The organism is Neobacillus sp. Fa239 (genome assembly GCF_055395235.1).
In genome coordinates, this window is record NZ_AP041611.1 from 4,352,105 (window position 1) to 4,369,385 (window position 17,281).

Annotated in this window: 17 protein-coding genes and 1 other RNA gene; 5 read left to right on the forward strand and 13 right to left on the reverse strand. The window is 40.1% G+C overall.

The window, feature by feature from the left end:
• Positions 1-25: 25 nt before the first annotated feature.
• The 6 genes from pfkA to dnaE form a co-directional block, all read right to left on the reverse strand.
• Entirely contained in the window at positions 26-985 is a 960-nt protein-coding gene (gene pfkA, locus ACZ5XR_RS21540) for a 6-phosphofructokinase (protein WP_464498518.1), read from the reverse strand.
• 307 nt (positions 986-1,292) lie between these two features.
• Entirely contained in the window at positions 1,293-2,270 is a 978-nt protein-coding gene (gene accA / locus ACZ5XR_RS21545; protein WP_464498519.1) for an acetyl-CoA carboxylase carboxyl transferase subunit alpha, read from the reverse strand.
• Positions 2,267-3,139, reverse strand: a complete 873-nt coding sequence (gene accD, locus ACZ5XR_RS21550; RefSeq protein ID WP_464498520.1) for an acetyl-CoA carboxylase, carboxyltransferase subunit beta — start codon at positions 3,137-3,139, stop codon at positions 2,267-2,269. The genes accA and accD overlap by 4 nt, the downstream gene beginning before the upstream one ends.
• A gap of 185 nt (positions 3,140-3,324) precedes the next feature.
• Positions 3,325-3,912, reverse strand: a complete 588-nt coding sequence (locus ACZ5XR_RS21555) for a FadR/GntR family transcriptional regulator (RefSeq protein WP_464502399.1) — start codon at positions 3,910-3,912, stop codon at positions 3,325-3,327.
• 55 nt (positions 3,913-3,967) lie between these two features.
• Positions 3,968-5,206 (reverse strand): NADP-dependent malic enzyme, encoded by a 1,239-nt coding sequence (gene ystJ, locus ACZ5XR_RS21560; RefSeq protein WP_464498521.1) that lies wholly within the window; start codon positions 5,204-5,206, stop codon positions 3,968-3,970.
• A 120-nt stretch (positions 5,207-5,326) separates the two neighbouring features.
• Positions 5,327-8,692: a DNA polymerase III subunit alpha gene (gene dnaE, locus ACZ5XR_RS21565; protein WP_464498522.1), complete on the reverse strand. Its 3,366-nt coding sequence runs from the start codon at positions 8,690-8,692 to the stop codon at positions 5,327-5,329.
• 155 nt (positions 8,693-8,847) lie between these two features.
• On the opposite strand from dnaE, the gene ytrH reads away from it, so the two are divergent.
• Positions 8,848-9,186 (forward strand): sporulation membrane protein YtrH, encoded by a 339-nt coding sequence (ytrH, locus tag ACZ5XR_RS21570; RefSeq protein WP_464498523.1) that lies wholly within the window; start codon positions 8,848-8,850, stop codon positions 9,184-9,186.
• The gene (gene ytrI / locus ACZ5XR_RS21575) at positions 9,183-9,707 is read left to right on the forward strand and encodes a sporulation membrane protein YtrI (RefSeq protein ID WP_464498524.1); all 525 of its coding nucleotides are present in this window, start codon (positions 9,183-9,185) and stop codon (positions 9,705-9,707) included. Before ytrH ends, ytrI begins: the two co-directional genes overlap by 4 nt.
• A 22-nt stretch (positions 9,708-9,729) precedes the next feature.
• On the opposite strand, the gene ACZ5XR_RS21580 is transcribed toward ytrI, so the two are convergent.
• A complete protein-coding gene (locus ACZ5XR_RS21580; protein ID WP_464498525.1) occupies positions 9,730-10,665 on the reverse strand; it encodes a DHH family phosphoesterase in 936 nt (311 codons plus the stop codon).
• A 101-nt stretch (positions 10,666-10,766) separates the two neighbouring features.
• On the opposite strand from ACZ5XR_RS21580, the gene ACZ5XR_RS21585 reads away from it, so the two are divergent.
• Positions 10,767-11,075: a YtpI family protein gene (locus ACZ5XR_RS21585; RefSeq protein WP_464498526.1), complete on the forward strand. Its 309-nt coding sequence runs from the start codon at positions 10,767-10,769 to the stop codon at positions 11,073-11,075.
• A 47-nt stretch (positions 11,076-11,122) separates the two neighbouring features.
• Here ACZ5XR_RS21585 and ACZ5XR_RS21590 read toward each other — a convergent pair whose 3' ends face one another.
• From ACZ5XR_RS21590 to ACZ5XR_RS21600, 3 genes are all read right to left on the reverse strand, one after another.
• Positions 11,123-12,442 (reverse strand): DRTGG domain-containing protein, encoded by a 1,320-nt coding sequence (locus ACZ5XR_RS21590; RefSeq protein WP_464498527.1) that lies wholly within the window; start codon positions 12,440-12,442, stop codon positions 11,123-11,125.
• 92 nt (positions 12,443-12,534) lie between these two features.
• Complete coding sequence (locus ACZ5XR_RS21595) at positions 12,535-12,771, reverse strand: hypothetical protein (RefSeq protein WP_464498528.1); 237 nt, start codon at positions 12,769-12,771, stop codon at positions 12,535-12,537.
• Positions 12,772-12,851: 80 nt separating this feature from the next.
• Positions 12,852-13,532 carry a metal-dependent hydrolase gene (locus tag ACZ5XR_RS21600; RefSeq protein WP_464498529.1) on the reverse strand — a complete coding sequence of 227 codons (681 nt, stop codon included), beginning with the start codon at positions 13,530-13,532 and terminating at the stop codon, positions 12,852-12,854.
• A gap of 187 nt (positions 13,533-13,719) precedes the next feature.
• On the opposite strand from ACZ5XR_RS21600, the gene ACZ5XR_RS21605 reads away from it, so the two are divergent.
• Positions 13,720-14,817 carry a M24 family metallopeptidase gene (locus ACZ5XR_RS21605; RefSeq protein ID WP_464498530.1) on the forward strand — a complete coding sequence of 366 codons (1,098 nt, stop codon included), beginning with the start codon at positions 13,720-13,722 and terminating at the stop codon, positions 14,815-14,817.
• A 50-nt stretch (positions 14,818-14,867) separates the two neighbouring features.
• Positions 14,868-15,063: non-coding RNA, 6S RNA (gene ssrS / locus ACZ5XR_RS21610), on the forward strand.
• 243 nt (positions 15,064-15,306) lie between these two features.
• Here the strand turns inward: ssrS and ald are convergent.
• The 3 genes from ald to ACZ5XR_RS21625 form a co-directional block, all read right to left on the reverse strand.
• On the reverse strand, positions 15,307-16,428 hold the full coding sequence (gene ald, locus ACZ5XR_RS21615; protein ID WP_464498531.1) for an alanine dehydrogenase: 1,122 nt from the start codon (positions 16,426-16,428) through the stop codon (positions 15,307-15,309).
• Between the two features lie 209 nt (positions 16,429-16,637).
• Positions 16,638-16,868, reverse strand: coding sequence for a spore coat protein (locus ACZ5XR_RS21620; protein ID WP_464502400.1), 231 nt, complete (start codon positions 16,866-16,868; stop codon positions 16,638-16,640).
• Positions 16,869-17,085: 217 nt separating this feature from the next.
• A complete protein-coding gene (locus ACZ5XR_RS21625) occupies positions 17,086-17,244 on the reverse strand; it encodes a hypothetical protein (protein WP_464498532.1) in 159 nt (52 codons plus the stop codon).
• Positions 17,245-17,281 lie beyond the last annotated feature (37 nt).

A 17,281-nucleotide genomic window follows, 5' to 3' on the forward strand; every position in this document is an offset into this window, starting at 1 on the left:
TATTTCCTCCTAATTAGAGCAACAATTAAATAGACAATTCTTTTGAAAGCTTATATAAATCAAGATCCAATGTGTGCTTTCTTGCTAATGCTTCGATAATGTCATAATCAACAAGACGATTATTCTCAATTCCAACTGCACGTCCGCCTTTACCTTCAATTAAAAGCTCCACCGCTCTGGCACCCAATCTGCTTGCAAGAACCCTGTCAGCTGCACTAGGTGAACCGCCGCGTTGAATATGCCCCAATACGGACACTCTGGTTTCCAGGTTTGTTGCTTCCTCCAATTGCTTGGCAAAATCATAGCCGCTGCATACACCTTCTGCAACGATAATAATACTATGTTTCTTACCGCGCTCTTTCCCTTTTAATAGACGTTCAGCAACTTCGCTCATGTCGAAGTTTTCTTCAGGAATTAAGATGGTTTCGGCTCCGCCTGCAAGTCCTGCCCAAAGGGCAATATCACCAGCATTACGCCCCATCACCTCAATTATAAACGTTCGTTCATGTGATGTTGCCGTGTCACGGATTTTGTCAAGCGCATCGATAACAGTATTTAAGGCAGTGTCGAATCCAATGGTTAATTCAGTTCCTGGAATATCATTATCAATTGTTCCCGGGACACCAACACATGGGTATCCTTGTTCAGTTAATGCCTTTGCCCCGCGATAGGAACCATCTCCACCAATGACAACCAAACCTTCAATCCCATGCGCTTTTAATTGTTCAATTCCCTTTTGCTGCCCTTCCTTTGTTTTGAACTCCAAACAACGGGCAGAATGAAGCATTGTTCCGCCTCGATGAATAATATCTCCCACCGAGCCCAGCTCAAGTTTTTGAATATTTCCACATATTAAACCGGAATATCCCCCATAAATTCCATATACATCAATATCATGATAAATTGCTTTTCTTACGACCGCACGAATCGCCGGATTCATACCTGGGGAGTCTCCTCCACTTGTCAGCACCCCAATTTTTTTCATGGCATTCACCCCAAAGTTTTATTTAAAGGAATATGTATAACAGAATAAAGCTTGTAGACATAAATAGACGAAGTAAACCTTCTTTTATTATTAACATTGCAACTACGAATATTTATAAAATAACATGAAGAAATAACGATAACAACTGATTCATAGAGGTATTTGAAATAGACGAAATAATCCGATAACTGAAAGCGTTTCATTTTAAAATGGAACCGCTGTCATTGTCCATTACCGGAATTTTGTATGAAAATTTTGTGGCAGAGGAATTTTCACAAAAAATAAAACGCACCCAAAAGAGTACGTTTTATTTTGCCCCAATATATTCTTTTTCGAAGGAAAAATCCCCGATCATTCGAAATCGATTATACCTGTCTTCAACCAATTCAGTCTCAGAAAGCTTTAATAGCTCTTGTAAAGACGATTTAAGCTGGTTTGCAATTTCCTCAGCCTGATTTTTAACATCCTTATGAGCTCCACCCTTGATCTCGGGAATAATTCCATCAATAACTCCAAGCTCTTTTAAATCGGGTGCAGTAATTCTCATGGTTTCCGCAGCCCGTTTAGCCAAGGACGCATCTTTCCATAAAATCGCTGCTGCCCCTTCAGGTGATATAACTGAGTAAGTCGAGTTTTCAAGCATATAAATTCGATTGCCAACACCTAGTCCAAGGGCACCGCCGCTGCCTCCTTCGCCAATGACAACACAGACGACAGGAACGCTTAGGCCGGCCATCTCAAAAAGATTATGGGCAATCGCTTCACTTTGCCCCCGCTCCTCGGCAGCTTTCCCTGGATATGCGCCTTTCGTATCAATAAAACAAATGATTGGCCGTTTGAATTTATCTGCTTGCTTCATTAATCGAAGAGCCTTTCGATATCCTTCAGGATGGGGCATACCAAAATTTCTTCGAATGTTTTCTTTCGTATCTTTTCCACGCTGATGGCCGATTACGGTAACCGGCAATCCCCTGAATTTGGCAATCCCGCCAACTATTGCTTCATCATCTGAAAAGGTTCGGTCACCATGGCATTCAAAAAAGTCATCAAAAATGTAGGAGATATAATCAAGCGTTGTTGGTCTGCTCGGATGCCTGGCTATTTGCACTCGATCCCACGGTTTTATATTTTCATAAATGTCATTTTCAAGTTTTACCAAGCGAGCTTCCAATTTTTCTATTTCCGTACTTAAATCCACATCGGACGATTTCGTGAATTCTTGTAATTCACTAATTTTCTTTCTTAATTCCACTACCGGGCGTTCAAATTCCAATTCTCCTATCATTCAAGTTCACCCCCTGGTTGATGAATTTCCAATATCTTGGTCATTTTATCGATAAGTTCAAGACGTGGTAATATCGCATCGAGTTGGCCGTGTTTTAAGAGGAACTCAGCTGTTTGGAAATCTTCAGGTAATTCTTCTCTAATGGATTGTTCAATAACTCTGCGGCCTGCAAAGCCAATTAATGCTTCTGGTTCCGCAAAATTATAATCACCTAATGACGCAAAGCTTGCCGAGACACCGCCTGTTGTTGGGTGAGTCATGATGGAAATGATTAAACCGCCATGGTCACTAAACCTTTTTAGAGCAACGCTTGTTTTCGCCATTTGCATTAAGCTAAGTGCACCTTCCTGCATCCTCGCTCCTCCGGAGGCTGTAAAAATGATAAATGGAAGTTTCAATTCATCCGCTTTTTCGATTGCTTGGGTGATTTTCTCCCCCACTACAGAACCCATACTGCCCATCCGGAATGTTGAATCCATAATTGCTACTGCAATCTTGTATCCGTTCACTGTTCCAGTACCTGTTACAACCGCCTCATTCAATTTACTTTTTTCCCGGTCTTTTTCAAGCTTTTCCAGGTAATCAGGGAATTGAAGCGGATTGACTGAAATCATGTTTTCATTAATTTCAACAAAGCTTCCCTCGTCAAGGAAACTTTCAATTCGTTCTCTTGCATTCATCTGAAAGTGATATCCACAGTGTAAACAAACTTTAAGGTTTTTAACTAATTCCTTTGTATACATGATTTTTTTGCAGGATGGACACTTACTCATGATTCCTTCCGGCACATCATTTTTTACTGTTTCTGAAGGTATCGTTGCGTATTTTTTCTTCTTAACATTGTTTTTTGAAAAAAGCTCTTTAAGCAAAATTAAACCTCCCTCGTTGGTAATACTAAGCCAGCTGGCAAGTTCCTTTAATCTCCTATCAGAAGTCTTTCTATTCTACTTATACTTCATACCATCGCATTTTTCAAAACTGGTCAGACAGCAAAAAAATGCCCATTCATTTTGGGCTTGAATGCTTGTATAAATGCTAGTATAAGAAAAAAAGACTACAAAATCTGTTGTTTTTTGTCAGAATGCAAAGACAAATTTCGTAGATGCCGATATGCAGAAAGTGCTTTTTGTTCATCTTTTTCTACTAAAGCTTCATGCAATAAAATGTAGTGTTCTCTCTCGCACTCCATTTTCTCCAAATTAAGGGAATAGTAATAATCCTTTAAAATTAACCACATTCTTAAAAACAAATGATTATCCGCCATTTCAATAATCCGATAAAAAAACTCATCATCATTTAGTCTATCTGATTTAAGCCATTCTAGCAAATCCTGAAGATTTTCGCTTCTGCATCTTTGAATTGCCAGGCGGAGACAGTCCATTTCGATAAGGTTCTTCGTTTCAAATACGTCTAGTTTGGCTTTTTCATCCTGCAAAATAAATGTGCTTAAAAGCTGGACAAGCTGGTGGCCACGGAAGTCTCTAATATAGGTACCTTCCCCGCGTCTCGTTTCGATAAGTCCAAGCAGCTCCAATGCTCTAAGGGCCTCCCTAACGGAAGAGCGCCCAACATTCAGGCGCTCCGACAATTCCCGTTCAGAAGGTAGTTTATCACCAGATTTCAGATCGTCAGCAGTAATCATTTCTCTTAACTGTCTAACTATTTCTAAATATACCTTCGTATTTGTCACTTAAAGATCACTCACTTTTACCAATAATAGCGAGCCTCTTTGTCTTTTCCTTTATTTCTTCGGGATCTACTTTTAAGCGTGCAACCCCGGTTTCCATTGCTGCTTTTGCCACCGCAGCAGCTACTGCCGGAGCAACGCGTGGATCAAATGGTCCTGGAATAACATAATCTGCATCCAATTCGGATTCAGAAATTAAGCTGGCGATAGCTTCCACTGCTGCTACCTTCATTTTTTCATTGATGTGTGTTGCTCTTACATCGAGTGCACCGCGGAAAATTCCAGGGAATGCCAAAACATTGTTAACCTGATTTGGAAAATCAGAACGCCCTGTTCCAACAACCCTTGCACCAGCCGCTTTTGCATCATCAGGCATAATTTCAGGGTCTGGATTTGCCATCGCAAAAATGATAGCATCTTCATTCATGGAGGCAACCATTTCCTTTGTTAAGGCACCGGCTACTGAAACACCGATAAAGACATCAGCACCTTTAATTACATCCTCCAGGCTGCCAGACAGATTATCCCGGTTAGTGTATTTTGCAACTTCCGTCTTAACGGCATTCATTCCAACCGGCCGGCCTTCATAAATGGCCCCTTTTGTATCACACATAATAATATCTCTAACACCATAATTATATAATAATTTAATAATAGCAATTCCTGCGGCACCTGCGCCATTTGCCACGACCTTGATCTCAGTCATTTTCTTTCCAATCAGTTTAAGAGCATTAACAAGACCGGCAGCTGTTACAATCGCTGTACCATGCTGGTCGTCATGGAAGATCGGAATACTTGCTTCCTTTTTTAGTCTTTCTTCGATCACAAAACAATTGGGAGCGGCAATATCCTCAAGATTTACACCACCAAAGGTCGGCTCCAACAATTTAACGGTTTCAACAATCTTATCCACATCTGTTGTGTTTAGGCAAATTGGAAAAGCATCTACGCCTGCGAAGCTTTTAAATAATACTGCTTTCCCTTCCATTACTGGAAGAGCGGCTTCCGGACCGATATTTCCAAGCCCCAAAACAGCTGTACCATCCGAAACGACAGCTACCATATTACTTTTCATCGTGTAGTCGTAAACGGTTTCAGGTTTTTCGTAAATTTCTTTACAAGGCTCTGCAACACCTGGTGAATAAGCTAAACTTAGATCCTTAGCATTTCGAACTATAACTTTTGACTTTGATTCCAATTTCCCCTTATTAATTCGATGCATATGTAGTGCTTCTTCACGTAATGTCAAAACTCTTCACCCCTTAAATTTTTACAAAAAGATATATAATTTCTTAAAATTTAGGCAAATTAGTGGTCAGACCACACTTGTCTCTTTTTCACTATAACATATCTATGATAGTTGTAAAGATTATTCTTTAAGAACAACATTTGACGATCCTAAAAGCTGTTGAACTAAATTTAAGAATTGAGGAGTGGGGTTAATATTATTTGCGTCAGACAGTTTAACTGTTTTACGGGTATCGGGATAATGCAGAACAACTCCCGTTTCACCTTTATTTTCTTTAAACAAATGAAATAATTGTTTCAGCGATTGTTCTTCTTGTTTTTCAGGTATGATCTTTAAATATAATACTGCTTTTTTGGTGGTCTTTTCTTGAAGCCAATGATCGATTTCGAATACACGTTGAACAATAAACTGAGGATGGCCCTCCCTTTCCTCCACTTTTCCTTCCATTACGACCAATTTTCCTTCCGCTAATAATGAGGAATACTTTTTATAGGTTTCCGGGAATGCCACTGCTTCCATTTCGCCGCTCGCATCACTCACTTTTAAAAAGGACATGGAATCTCCTTTTTTCGTTCTAATCTTTTTTACGGAGATAATATATACCCCGGCAACTGCTTTTTTGGTAACTTCCCTTAACTCAAATAAACTTTGAGCTCCATTTTGTTTTATTTCTTTTTCATACGTCGATAAAGGATGATCTGAAAGATAAAATCCAAGAGCTTCTTTCTCAAGAGAGAGTTTATCCTCAGGTCTTATTGGGTCAACCTCCACATATTTGGGCTTAAGTGAAAATTCCTCATCAGAAAATAATTCCGCTTGATTGGACTCATCCGGTTTCATTAATAGCGCGTGCTCCAGGGCCACATCTAAGCTAGCCAGTAATACAGCACGGTCCTCGCCAAATTCATCGAAGCTGCCCGAATGGACAAGAACTTCAAGGGTTTTGCGATTAATAGCTTTAGCGGATACACGAATGCAAAAATCAAATAAATCATCAAATCTTTTTATTTTTCTTGCGCGGAAAATATCCTTTAAGGCCGCCGCACCCACCCCTTTGATCGCCGCCAGGCTATAGCGTATTCCAGCCTGTTCCACCTTAAATGAATAGCTGCTTTGATTCACTGAAGGAGGAAGAATGTTAATCTCCTTTTGTTTCGTTTCCATAATATATTGAGCAATTTTGGACTCATTTCCGATAGCAGATGTTAATAATCCCGCCATAAAGTAGGTAGGGTAACAGGCTTTTAAATAGGCTAATTGATAGGCAATCAAACTGTAGGCAACGGCATGACTCCGGTTAAATCCATAATTGGCAAAGCGAACAATCAAATCATAAATGTCATTTGCCAGTGAAACGGGATACCCTTTCTGAATAGCTCCTTGAACAAAGTGGGCTCTCTCACGATCTAAGACATCTTTTTGCTTTTTCCCCACTGCCCTGCGCAATAGATCAGCTTCTCCCAAAGAAAATCCTGCCAGTGTAGAAGCAATTTGGATGATTTGTTCCTGATACACAATGACACCGTAAGTATTTTCAAGAATTGGCTGTAAATCTGGATGGGGAAAGCTAACGGGCTCAAGGCCGTGTTTCCGATCAATAAAGACAGGGATATTCTCCATTGGACCAGGGCGGTATAAAGCATTAACCGCAACAATATCCTCAAAACGGCTTGGTTTTAACCTAATGAGAACCTTTCTTATTCCTTCCGACTCTAGTTGAAAGATTCCTGTTGTTTCTCCTTTCGATAATAGTTCAAACGTCTTAGGATCATCTAATGGAATTGTCTTTATATCAATCTTTCTTCCTGTTTTTCTTTTGATCGATGTAAGAATTGAATCGATGAGCGATAAATTTCTTAACCCAAGAAAATCCATTTTCAATAATCCGATTTCTTCCAAGTATTCCATTGAATATTGGGTTAAAAAGACTTGATTAGACCCTTGCTGTATCGGAATCAAATCGATCAGCGGCTTCTCGCTTATAACCACTCCGGCTGCGTGAGTGGATGTGTGCCGCGGCAGGCCTTCAAGCTTTAATGCTGTTTCAAACAGACGGCGATTCAAAGTACTTTCGTTTACAAACTTCCTTAACCCTTCTGATTCTTTATAAGCATCTTTTAGGCTAACAGCTAAACGGGAGGGAATTAGCCTGGATAAATGGTCCAGCTCTTTTGTATTTAATCCAAATGCCCTGCCTGTATCCCGGATTGATGCTTTTGCAGCAAGAGTACCAAAAGTAACGATTTGAGCGACATGCAATTCCCCATATTTCTTTGCAACATATTCAATAACCTCATCGCGCCGATGGTCCGGAAAGTCGATATCAATATCAGGCATTGATATTCGCTCTGGATTTAAAAAGCGCTCAAATAATAGATTATGCTCAATCGGATCCACATCCGTTATGTACAGTACGTAGGCAACAAGGGATCCGGCAGCAGAACCCCTTCCCGGTCCCGTCAAAATTCCATTCTCACGGGCATACCTCATAAAATCCCATACAATTAAAAAATAATTGCTAAAGTCCATCCCTTTAATAACCGCTAATTCATAGGCTAACCGTTCATAATATTCTGGGCCCGGCATAGAAAAACGTTCAGTCAGTCCCTTTTTACATAGTGATTCTAAATATTGCTCCGCAGGAATGCCGTTTTCAGTCGGAAATGCAGGTAAATACGTTTTGTTCAACTCAATATCCACCTTGCACCTATCGGCGATCAATACAGTGTTCTCTAGTGCTTCGGGAATATCTGAAAAGAGCTCGATCATTTCTTCCGTGGATTTAAAATAAAACTGATCACTGCCCAATTTTTCACGTTCTTCATCCTGAAGCTTTATCCCTGCTTTGATGGCAAGCAAACATTCATGGGCAAAGGTATCATCTTTTTCTAAATAATGGACATGATTGGTCACAATGAGAGGAACATTCATTTCTTTTGCAATGGTCAAGAAATGGTTTTTTATTGCGGCTTCTTCTTCAAGTTGATGATTTTGAATGGATAAATAGAAATTTTCGGTACCAAAAATGCCTGAAAACATTTCAATCAATGTTTTGGCTTGATCTTCCTTCCCCTCCAAAAGGCATTGTTCTATTTCTCCTTCAAGCCCTGGCGTGAAGGCGATAAGTCCGGTTGAATAGTGTTTTAGCCATTTTACGGGAAGACCATTTTGTGCTTTGGTCTGGACGGCACTAGAGATTTTTAACAGGTTACTAAATCCTTTGTCATTTTCAGCAAGCAGCACGAGCGGATAGGCTGCACCTTCAGAAGTGCTGCTCTCTACATCTACCGTCAGCCCAAGAATGGGGTTTATATGATTCTTTTTACATAGCTTATAAAATTCAATGGTTCCGTACATGACATTTCGGTCTGTTAAAGCAAGTGCTGTAAAGCCCTGCCTTTGTGCTTTTTCGATTAAATCAGGAACAGAGGCTGTACTGGACAAGAGACTATAGGCACTCGTGACCTGCAGGTGAATAAAAGCCATTTATGTCACCCCTTTCATTTTATTCTCTGCTTTTATTATAGAACTTTCAGCAAAAAAAGAAAATATGTTCTCATTTTCTTAACACATAATCTGCAGGCTTGGTCCATATATTTGTTGTAGGAATCTATTGATCTTGAACGAGGGCGGTTGAACAGATGAAAGAAATCGGATTTTTCCCTGCTTTTATTGAGTCCTATTTTATCGCATTAGGAGTTTTACTCGGCGGGTCCTTGATTGGAGGCCTTGCCTCATTTTTAACCGGACAACCCCCATTAACTGCCGTATACCGATTGTCTTCTGCCCTAAGAATATGGGCCATTGTTGCTGCAATTGGCGGTACCTTCGATGCTGTTTATAGCTTTGAAAAAGGGTTATTCAATGCCGAAACGAAAGACGTATTCAAACAAATTTTATTAATTCTTTCCGCCCTCGGCGGAGCCCAGACTGGAGCGCTATTGATTAATTGGCTTACACAGGAGCATATTTCATCATGAGAATTCCTCCCTTATACCGAAGGCCATCCTGGCAGCGTTTTCTTGCCGGAATGGCCATTGGCGGAGCAATTAGCTGGGTCATTTTTTTATATATTTTTGGAGTTTGGCAAGAAGAACAATCAAAAACGATTCGCAAGCAGCAAAAAGAAATTGTTGACTTACAGGGAGAGAAAAGAATCTGGCAGGAAGAATATAAGCAAATGAATAAGGAGAATATGGAGAAGCTGACCACCCAGCAAATTAATATTAAAATTACAAACTGGGAGAGATACAAGCTCGATTCTTTAAGTGTTATGGAGACTGAAGATTCTGTAAAGGACGACATTAGTATGATGCTTGCGAAAGATATTGATACAGTGTATCGAAGTAAGGAACTAATTAAGAAAATCATTGAAAATAAACCGGTAGTGATTAATGATAAACGATACAAGCTTAAGGTAGAGGAAATGGTCATTTATACGACTTTGTCCATTCAATTGGAAATACATTTTGAAGATGAAAAAACGGCCTTCATGCAGTAATGGCCGTTTTTGTTTTTACTGTTTAGTTTTTACACACTTTATCAAGTTCACTTAAGACCAGTGCAACTTCGTCCCATGAATGAATGGAGGCACCTGCTGCAAGGGGATGGCCGCCGCCTTTAAACATTTTCGCCACTCCATTGATGACCGGTCCCTTAGAGCGCAGCCTTACCCTAATCTGATCCTCCTCCTCGATAAAAAAGACCCAAGCTTTGATCCCTTTTACATCGCCTAATATTGAGACAAGCAACGAAGCCTCAGACGGTTTGGCGTCATATTCTGCTAAAAGCTCCTTAGACAAAATGACAGAAGCAACACCATTAGCTTGGAACTCAAAGTTTTGTAAAATGTACCCATTTAGCTTAATAATATTAGGGTCAAGCTCATACATTTTGTTAAATAATTCTGGACGTGAAAAGTTATAATGAATCAATTCCCCAGCATAAGCAAAGGTCTTATCGGTTGTGCTTGGATAAAGAAATCTTCCGGTATCCCCGACAATCCCTCCAAACAAAAGTCTTGCTGCTTCATCGCTCATTTTCAAACCGAATTCTTTCCCAAATAAATAAAATTCATAAATCATTTCACTGCATGAGCTGGCACTTGTATCCACCCAAAGCAAATCGCCATATGGATCCTCGTTTGGATGGTGGTCAATTTTGATAAGCTTGTCCCCTAACGAATAGCGTTTATCACAAATCCGTTCTGCATTTGCCGTATCACATACAATCACTAATGCACCTTTAAAAATATCATCTCCAATCGTATCGAGACGGCGCATATAATTAAGTGATGGTTCTTCTTTACCTACAGCATAGATTTTTTTATCAGGGTAGGATTCCTTTAAAATCTCTGCTAAGCCACATTGTGATCCGTAGGCGTCAGGATCGGGGCGGACATGGCGGTGAACGATGATCTTTTCATAAGCTTGAATTGCTTCCAAAATTTTCTCTTTCATAATTTCTCCTTTACCAATCAATGTTTTTGAACCAAATCTGGCATTTTGCCTTCATTCCAGTTACAATAATAAGAGATTTTTGAAAAGTGGAGGAACATAAAATGTCCGTTTTTGTCGTTTTAATTGTCCTATTATTTGCACTATATTTATTTTATAAAACAAAGTACTTTAGAAGCAACCGAACTGTTGAAAAGAAATGGCTTTCTGCAAAATCAACGATAGCTCTAAGCCTGTTTGTCTTCTTTTTTGGCATAAACATTGTTTTTTTATCCCAAAGTACGCTAACTTGGATTGTGGCCGTTATCTTTATGATCATGGGTGGCATGAATACTTGGTCCGGCTATAAAAAATATAAACACTACCTACCATTTGCAATAGAGGAAGCCGAAATGTATGAGAAAGGCCAATGATAGAAAAGCCGCATTCCATTTTGGAAGCGGCTTTTCCTCTGTAAATATTAATTCCGATCTATCAATTGACACATCATCATTGCTTTTCCAACTAAAATACCATCGTTAAAAACCTCGACATCAACTTTACCGAATTTTCTACCAACCTCAAGCACTTTAGGATAAATCTCCAATTTACTCTCCATTTGTACCGGCTTAATAAAGTAAATCGTCATATTTTCAACGACGAGATCACCTTTTTTATAGCTTCGTAAAACCCGATTTGCGGCATCTGAAACAATGGTCGTAAACACACCGTAGGAAATCGTACCAAGATGGTTTGTCATTTGCGGGGTAACATCACAGGAATAGACCTCTTCCCCTTTCGTCTTCCCTTGCTGCAAAACCATTTGATTTGTAACGATATCATCCAGGGTTTCCCCTACTTGCGGCTGACGCTGATTCATTTGCAGCGCCTTTAACACATCCTGCCTGCTGATGATACCCTCTAAACGATTCGCATCATCTGTTACAGGAAGAACTTCGATCCCTTCCCAAACCATCATATGGGCTGTGGAAGCAACACTTGTTTTACCGCTGACGGCCATCGGATTTTTAGTCATAATCTTGTCTATAGTGATATCGTAATCCTGACCCAGTATATCCTTAGAGGTTACAATTCCCTGAACTTTCATATTTTGATCCACAACAGGGTAACGGCTGTGAGTGGTTTGTTGATTCAATTCATGCCATTTTGATACCTTGTCTGCTGTTCTTAGAAAATAGGTTTCAGAAAGGGGTGTTAAAATATCCTCCACCAAAATAATTTCTTTTTTGATTAATTGGTCATAAATGGCACGATTAATCATGGTTGCGACCGTAAAGGTGTCGTAGGAAGTGGAAATAACCGGGAGCTCCATTTTATCGGCTAATTTTTTTACATGTTCCTCCGCATCAAACCCTCCGGTGATAAGCACAGCTGCGCCTTCTTTTAATGCAAGCTCATGTGCCTGTGTGCGGTTCCCGACAATTAACAGGTTTCCCGCTTCTGTATAGCGCATCATTGCTTCTAATTTCATGGCACCAATGACAAATTTATTCAAGGTTTTATGCAAACCCGTTCTACCGCCCAGAACTTGTCCATCCACAATATTGACAACCTCTGCAAAAGTCAGCTTTTCAATATTTTCCTTTTTCTTCCGTTCAATCCGAATGGTGCCAACACGTTCAATCGTGCTGACATATCCTTTATTTTCAGCTTCCTTGATTGCGCGATAGGCTGTCCCTTCACTAACGCTCATTGCCTTGGCAATTTGCCTCACGGATATCTTTTCACCTATTGGAAGTTCATCAATGTATTGCAATATTTGTTCATGCTTTGTAGCCATACCTTCACCCTTTATAAATGAATTCCTACATCTCATTATAAAGAGTTAAAAGCCTTGATACAATGCGTATTGTTACAAATAAGGGTCCGCCATCAATGGAATGAACGGGATTTCTTCTTTAAACGCTCCGGCTGGCGTTTTTGCACTTGCCTTTTAGGACTATAAAGGATACCAGTTAAATTTCCGGCAATCACCATTAAAGCAAATAAAAGCCATACAAGCGAAAACACACCCTGGGCACCGCTTGCTGTCACCGATAACTTAGGGACAGCATAGTAAAGCATAAAACCGCATAGCAAGAGGCATAACAAATATCTATTCTTCTTCAATTTCCTTTCCTCCCTTTCACACTGCTTGTTTCATATTTATGCTTATGAGAGGAAAAAAAGTAGATAAAAACCCAGGAATCTTATATTTCTATTACTTCTCCTGCCTGAAGAACTTTCCCGTTGCGATCCTCAAGCATTTCAATAAATTGATATGGATCCTGTTTTATAGGTGGGAAAGTATTAAAATGGATTGGCACGATTGTTTTGGCATTTAACAGCTTTGCTGCATAGGCAGCATCATCTGGCCCCATTGTAAAGTTATCTCCGATTGGCAGGAAGGCCACATCAATTGGATGACGTTCGCCAATGAGCTTCATATCGGAAAAAAGGCCTGTATCGCCGGCATGATAAATCGTCTTTCCTTCATTGCTGAACAAAATACCAGTCGGCATCCCACAATAAATAATTTCATTGTTTGCTGTGATATAACCTGACCCATGGAACGCTTGTGTAAGTTTAACTCGTCCAAAATCAAATTGATAGGCGCCGCCAATATGCATTTCATGGATTTTTACACCTTGCATGCCTAGGAAAGCACCTAAATCCGCGTTGGCAATCACAAGTGCCCCAGTTCTCTTCGCGATCTCAACCGTGTCCCCGACATGATCATTATGCCCATGGGTTAAGATTATGACGTCAGGATTTACATCCTCTGCTCTGAGGTCCGTTAAAGAATTACCTGTAAGAAAAGGGTCAATTAAAATCGTTTTTCCGTTTGTTTGAATTTGCACAACTGCATGTCCATGATAAGATATTTTCATCGTAATAACTCCTCTCAAAATGGTTTGTATTATTACTTCCATATGAAAAATTGAATTTCCTTCCTCACAAACTATTCTTTTCCCAAAAGGGCGAATTTTAGCACAAACCTCAAAGTACAGTTTGTTTACAATTCCTTTTTAAATTGATACTCTCAAAGAGGGAATTTACTTTTTAGGGGGATTATATATGAATCAACGATTAGAAAAACTTCAAGCATGGATGAAGGAAAATGATATTGAAGTAAGCTTTCTTACTTCTTCAGAAAATGTCTTTTATTTAAGCGGTTACTTTACCAATCCACATGAGCGCTTGCTTGCGCTGGCTGTTTTCCAGGAGGCGGAGCCATTCCTTGTTTGTCCAGGCATGGAAGTACATGACGCCAAGCGTTCCGGCTGGGAGCATGAAATCATTGGCTTCAGTGATATCGTTAACCCATGGGAATTAGTCAAAAACGCCATTAGCAAACGCTTGCCATCCGTTTCAAAATCAGCGATTGAAAAAGAACATATGAATGTGGAACGCTACGAACAGCTTTTGAACCTATTCCCTGATGCTGCGTTCGTTTCTGCTGAAGAAAAAATGAGAAACCTTCGAATGATCAAGGATGCAAGAGAATTAAAAATAATTGAAGAAGCTTGTGCACTTGCAGATTTTGCTGTTGAATTTGGTGTAAGCGAAATCAAAGAGGGTAAAACTGAATTAGATGTGCTAAATGCAGTCGAATATGCATTAAAGCAAAAAGGTATCACTGAAATGTCGTTTGCGACCATGGTTCTAACCGGTGCCAATGCCGCTTCCCCACACGGTACACCTGGTGGAACAAAGATTCAAAAAGGTGACCTAGTCTTATTCGATTTAGGTGTCGTCGTTGACCGCTATTGCTCAGATATTACACGAACCGTTGCCTATGGAGATATTAATGATAAGCAAAAAGAAATTTACGATACGGTTTTAAAAGCACAATTGGCTGCGCTTGAGGCAAGTAAACCAGGTGTAACAGCAGCCGATGTCGATTTAGCTGCACGCAGAGTCATCGCTGATGCTGGTTATGGCGAATATTTCCCTCATCGCCTTGGACATGGTTTAGGAATTAGCGTCCATGAGTATCCTTCAATGACAGAAACCAATCAGTTAATCATTGAGGAAGGTATGGTTTACACCATTGAACCTGGAATTTATGTACCTGAGGTCGCTGGAGTTCGAATTGAGGACGATGTATTTGTTACAGCAGACGGAGTGAAAATCCTTACAAAATTCCCTAAAGAATTGCAAATTATAAAGTAATTGGGCTTTTTTTACATTGAAAAAATCGTTACTTTGCAGTAGTATATAAATACAAGCTGCGTTGTTCGTAATGATAATAAAGTTTTAACCTTTAAGCTGTAAAAGGGAGTTTTATTATTGAAACCGAAATGACATGCCTCTGTCTATAAGACATGGAGGACAAGCAGGAGGGTTTCTGCGAACACCCACTTTGAGGAGTGGTGGTTTAAAACTTTCTTATATGAATACGGCAAATGCGGCTACATAAATGGTTTTTAAACCAGCTTCTTAATGAGGCTGGTTTTTTATTTTTCTAGAAAAATTGCTATGCGACAGTTGGAGACTCTTATCCGCCAATTGGAGAGTTTGACCCGACAGTTGGAGCTTTCTATCCGACAATTGGAACACATTATGCGACAGTTGAAGCTTCCTATATAAAAACTGCACCTCCAATTGTTAGTTGTGTCTAACAATTGGGGTGCAGTTCACATTTGTGGTCCTTTTAATTTTTTACACTAATTCTAATAATGATTTTGTATCTTTGAATTCAAGCCCATGTGCCTCAGCTACTGCTTCATAAGTTACATAACCGCCGAGGGTATTGATTCCTTTTAATAGGGCTTCATTTGTGAGACAAGCCTGTTTATATCCCTTATTGGCAATTTGTATGGCATACGGGACAGTTACATTGGTTAACGCAATGGTTGAGGTCCTTGGCACCGCGCCAGGCATATTTGCAACTGCATAATGAACAACCCCATGCTTCACATATGTTGGGTTATCATGGGTGGTAATCCTGTCAGTTGTTTCAAAAATACCTCCCTGATCGATTGCGATATCCACCACGACACTTCCCGGCTTCATGGATTGAATCATCTCTTCGGTCACAAGCTTCGGTGCTTTCGCTCCAGGAATGAGTACAGCGCCAATTACTAAATCCGATTCTTTTACAGCTTCAGCAATATTGTAAGGGTTTGACATTAACGTTGTAACATCCGAACCAAAAATGTCATCCAACTGGCGGAGACGATCTGGATTCAAATCGATCATCGTCACTTTTGCCCCTAGCCCAATCGCCATTTTTGCCGCGTTTGTTCCAGCTACCCCGCCTCCAATAATGGTAACGATACCTCTTTGAACACCAGGTACCCCTGAAAGCAAAATGCCCATTCCCCCATGCACTTTTTCAAGAAATTGTGCACCAATTTGCGGGGCCATTCGGCCTGCCACCTCACTCATCGGTGTTAAGAGCGGCAGGCTTCTATTGGGAAGTTGAACAGTTTCATAAGCAATACCCACCACTTTATTATCGATTAATGCTTTCGTTAACTCCGGTTCTGGCGCTAAGTGTAAATATGTAAATAAAATTAAACCATCGCGGAAATATTTGTATTCATCTGGAAGCGGTTCTTTTACCTTCATGACCATTTCCATCGACCATGCCTCTTCAGCTGTATCAACAAGGTTGGCCCCGGCAGATTGATAATCTTCATCTGTAAAACCAGATCCAATCCCTGCACCTCGCTCTATAAAGACTTCATGATTAAACTTTATAATGTTTACAACCCCTGCAGGTGTCATAGCTACTCGGTTTTCATTGTTTTTTATTTCTCTTGGTACACCAATACGCATACTTTTACCCCCATTAAATTTATTCCATCGAAAAACAACCAAGATGATATTAATATATCCATTTACCTAGTGAAAGATGTTAACCATTGGTCTTTAATGATATAGCACATCTTTTTATCAAAAAAGATGCGGTTTACTATCTTTAAACAATCCAGGCAAAAAATTGAAGAAGCTTTGCAATGGTAGCAAAGCTCATTTTCATTACTAGTTTAGTAATAAGGATAATATGGGTCATAATAAGGATAACCGTACCCGTATCCCCATCCCGGTGCTAATAATGCGCCAGCAGCTAACCCAGTCAAAAATGGAACTCCAAAGCCGAATCCCGGTCGGCCAAATCCGCCAAAGCCAAAACCTGGCCGGCCAAATCCGCCAAAGCCGAAGCCTGGTCGGCCAATACCGCCCATGTGTCCAAAGCCACCATGTCCGAAGCCGCCCATATGCCCGAATCCACCGCCAAAGTGTCTTTCATCAATAGGAATCCCCTGAATATCAGAATACATTTTAAATCCTCCTCATTTTATTGGGTTACATACTAAAGAATATGCGGGCAAATAGCGAGACTCTTGGGTAAATGCCCTGCTAAATGAATTTCTTCTAGACAAACGTACACAAAAAGGCTGCCACGATGCATGGCAGCCTTACTCTTTTTTGTTTTTAACTCTCTGTTCCTTGAAAATCATTACTGTCAGCCTGCACGGATTCCTGATCAATAAACCCGCTATTATACGAATTCATGATTTGGTTGCTTACTTCATTTGTTCCTTGTTCATCAAACTCAAAAGTAAATCGTTGATTTGGATCCCTTTTCATCATCCAGACTCCCTTCCCATAATAAGTACTCCATTATTGT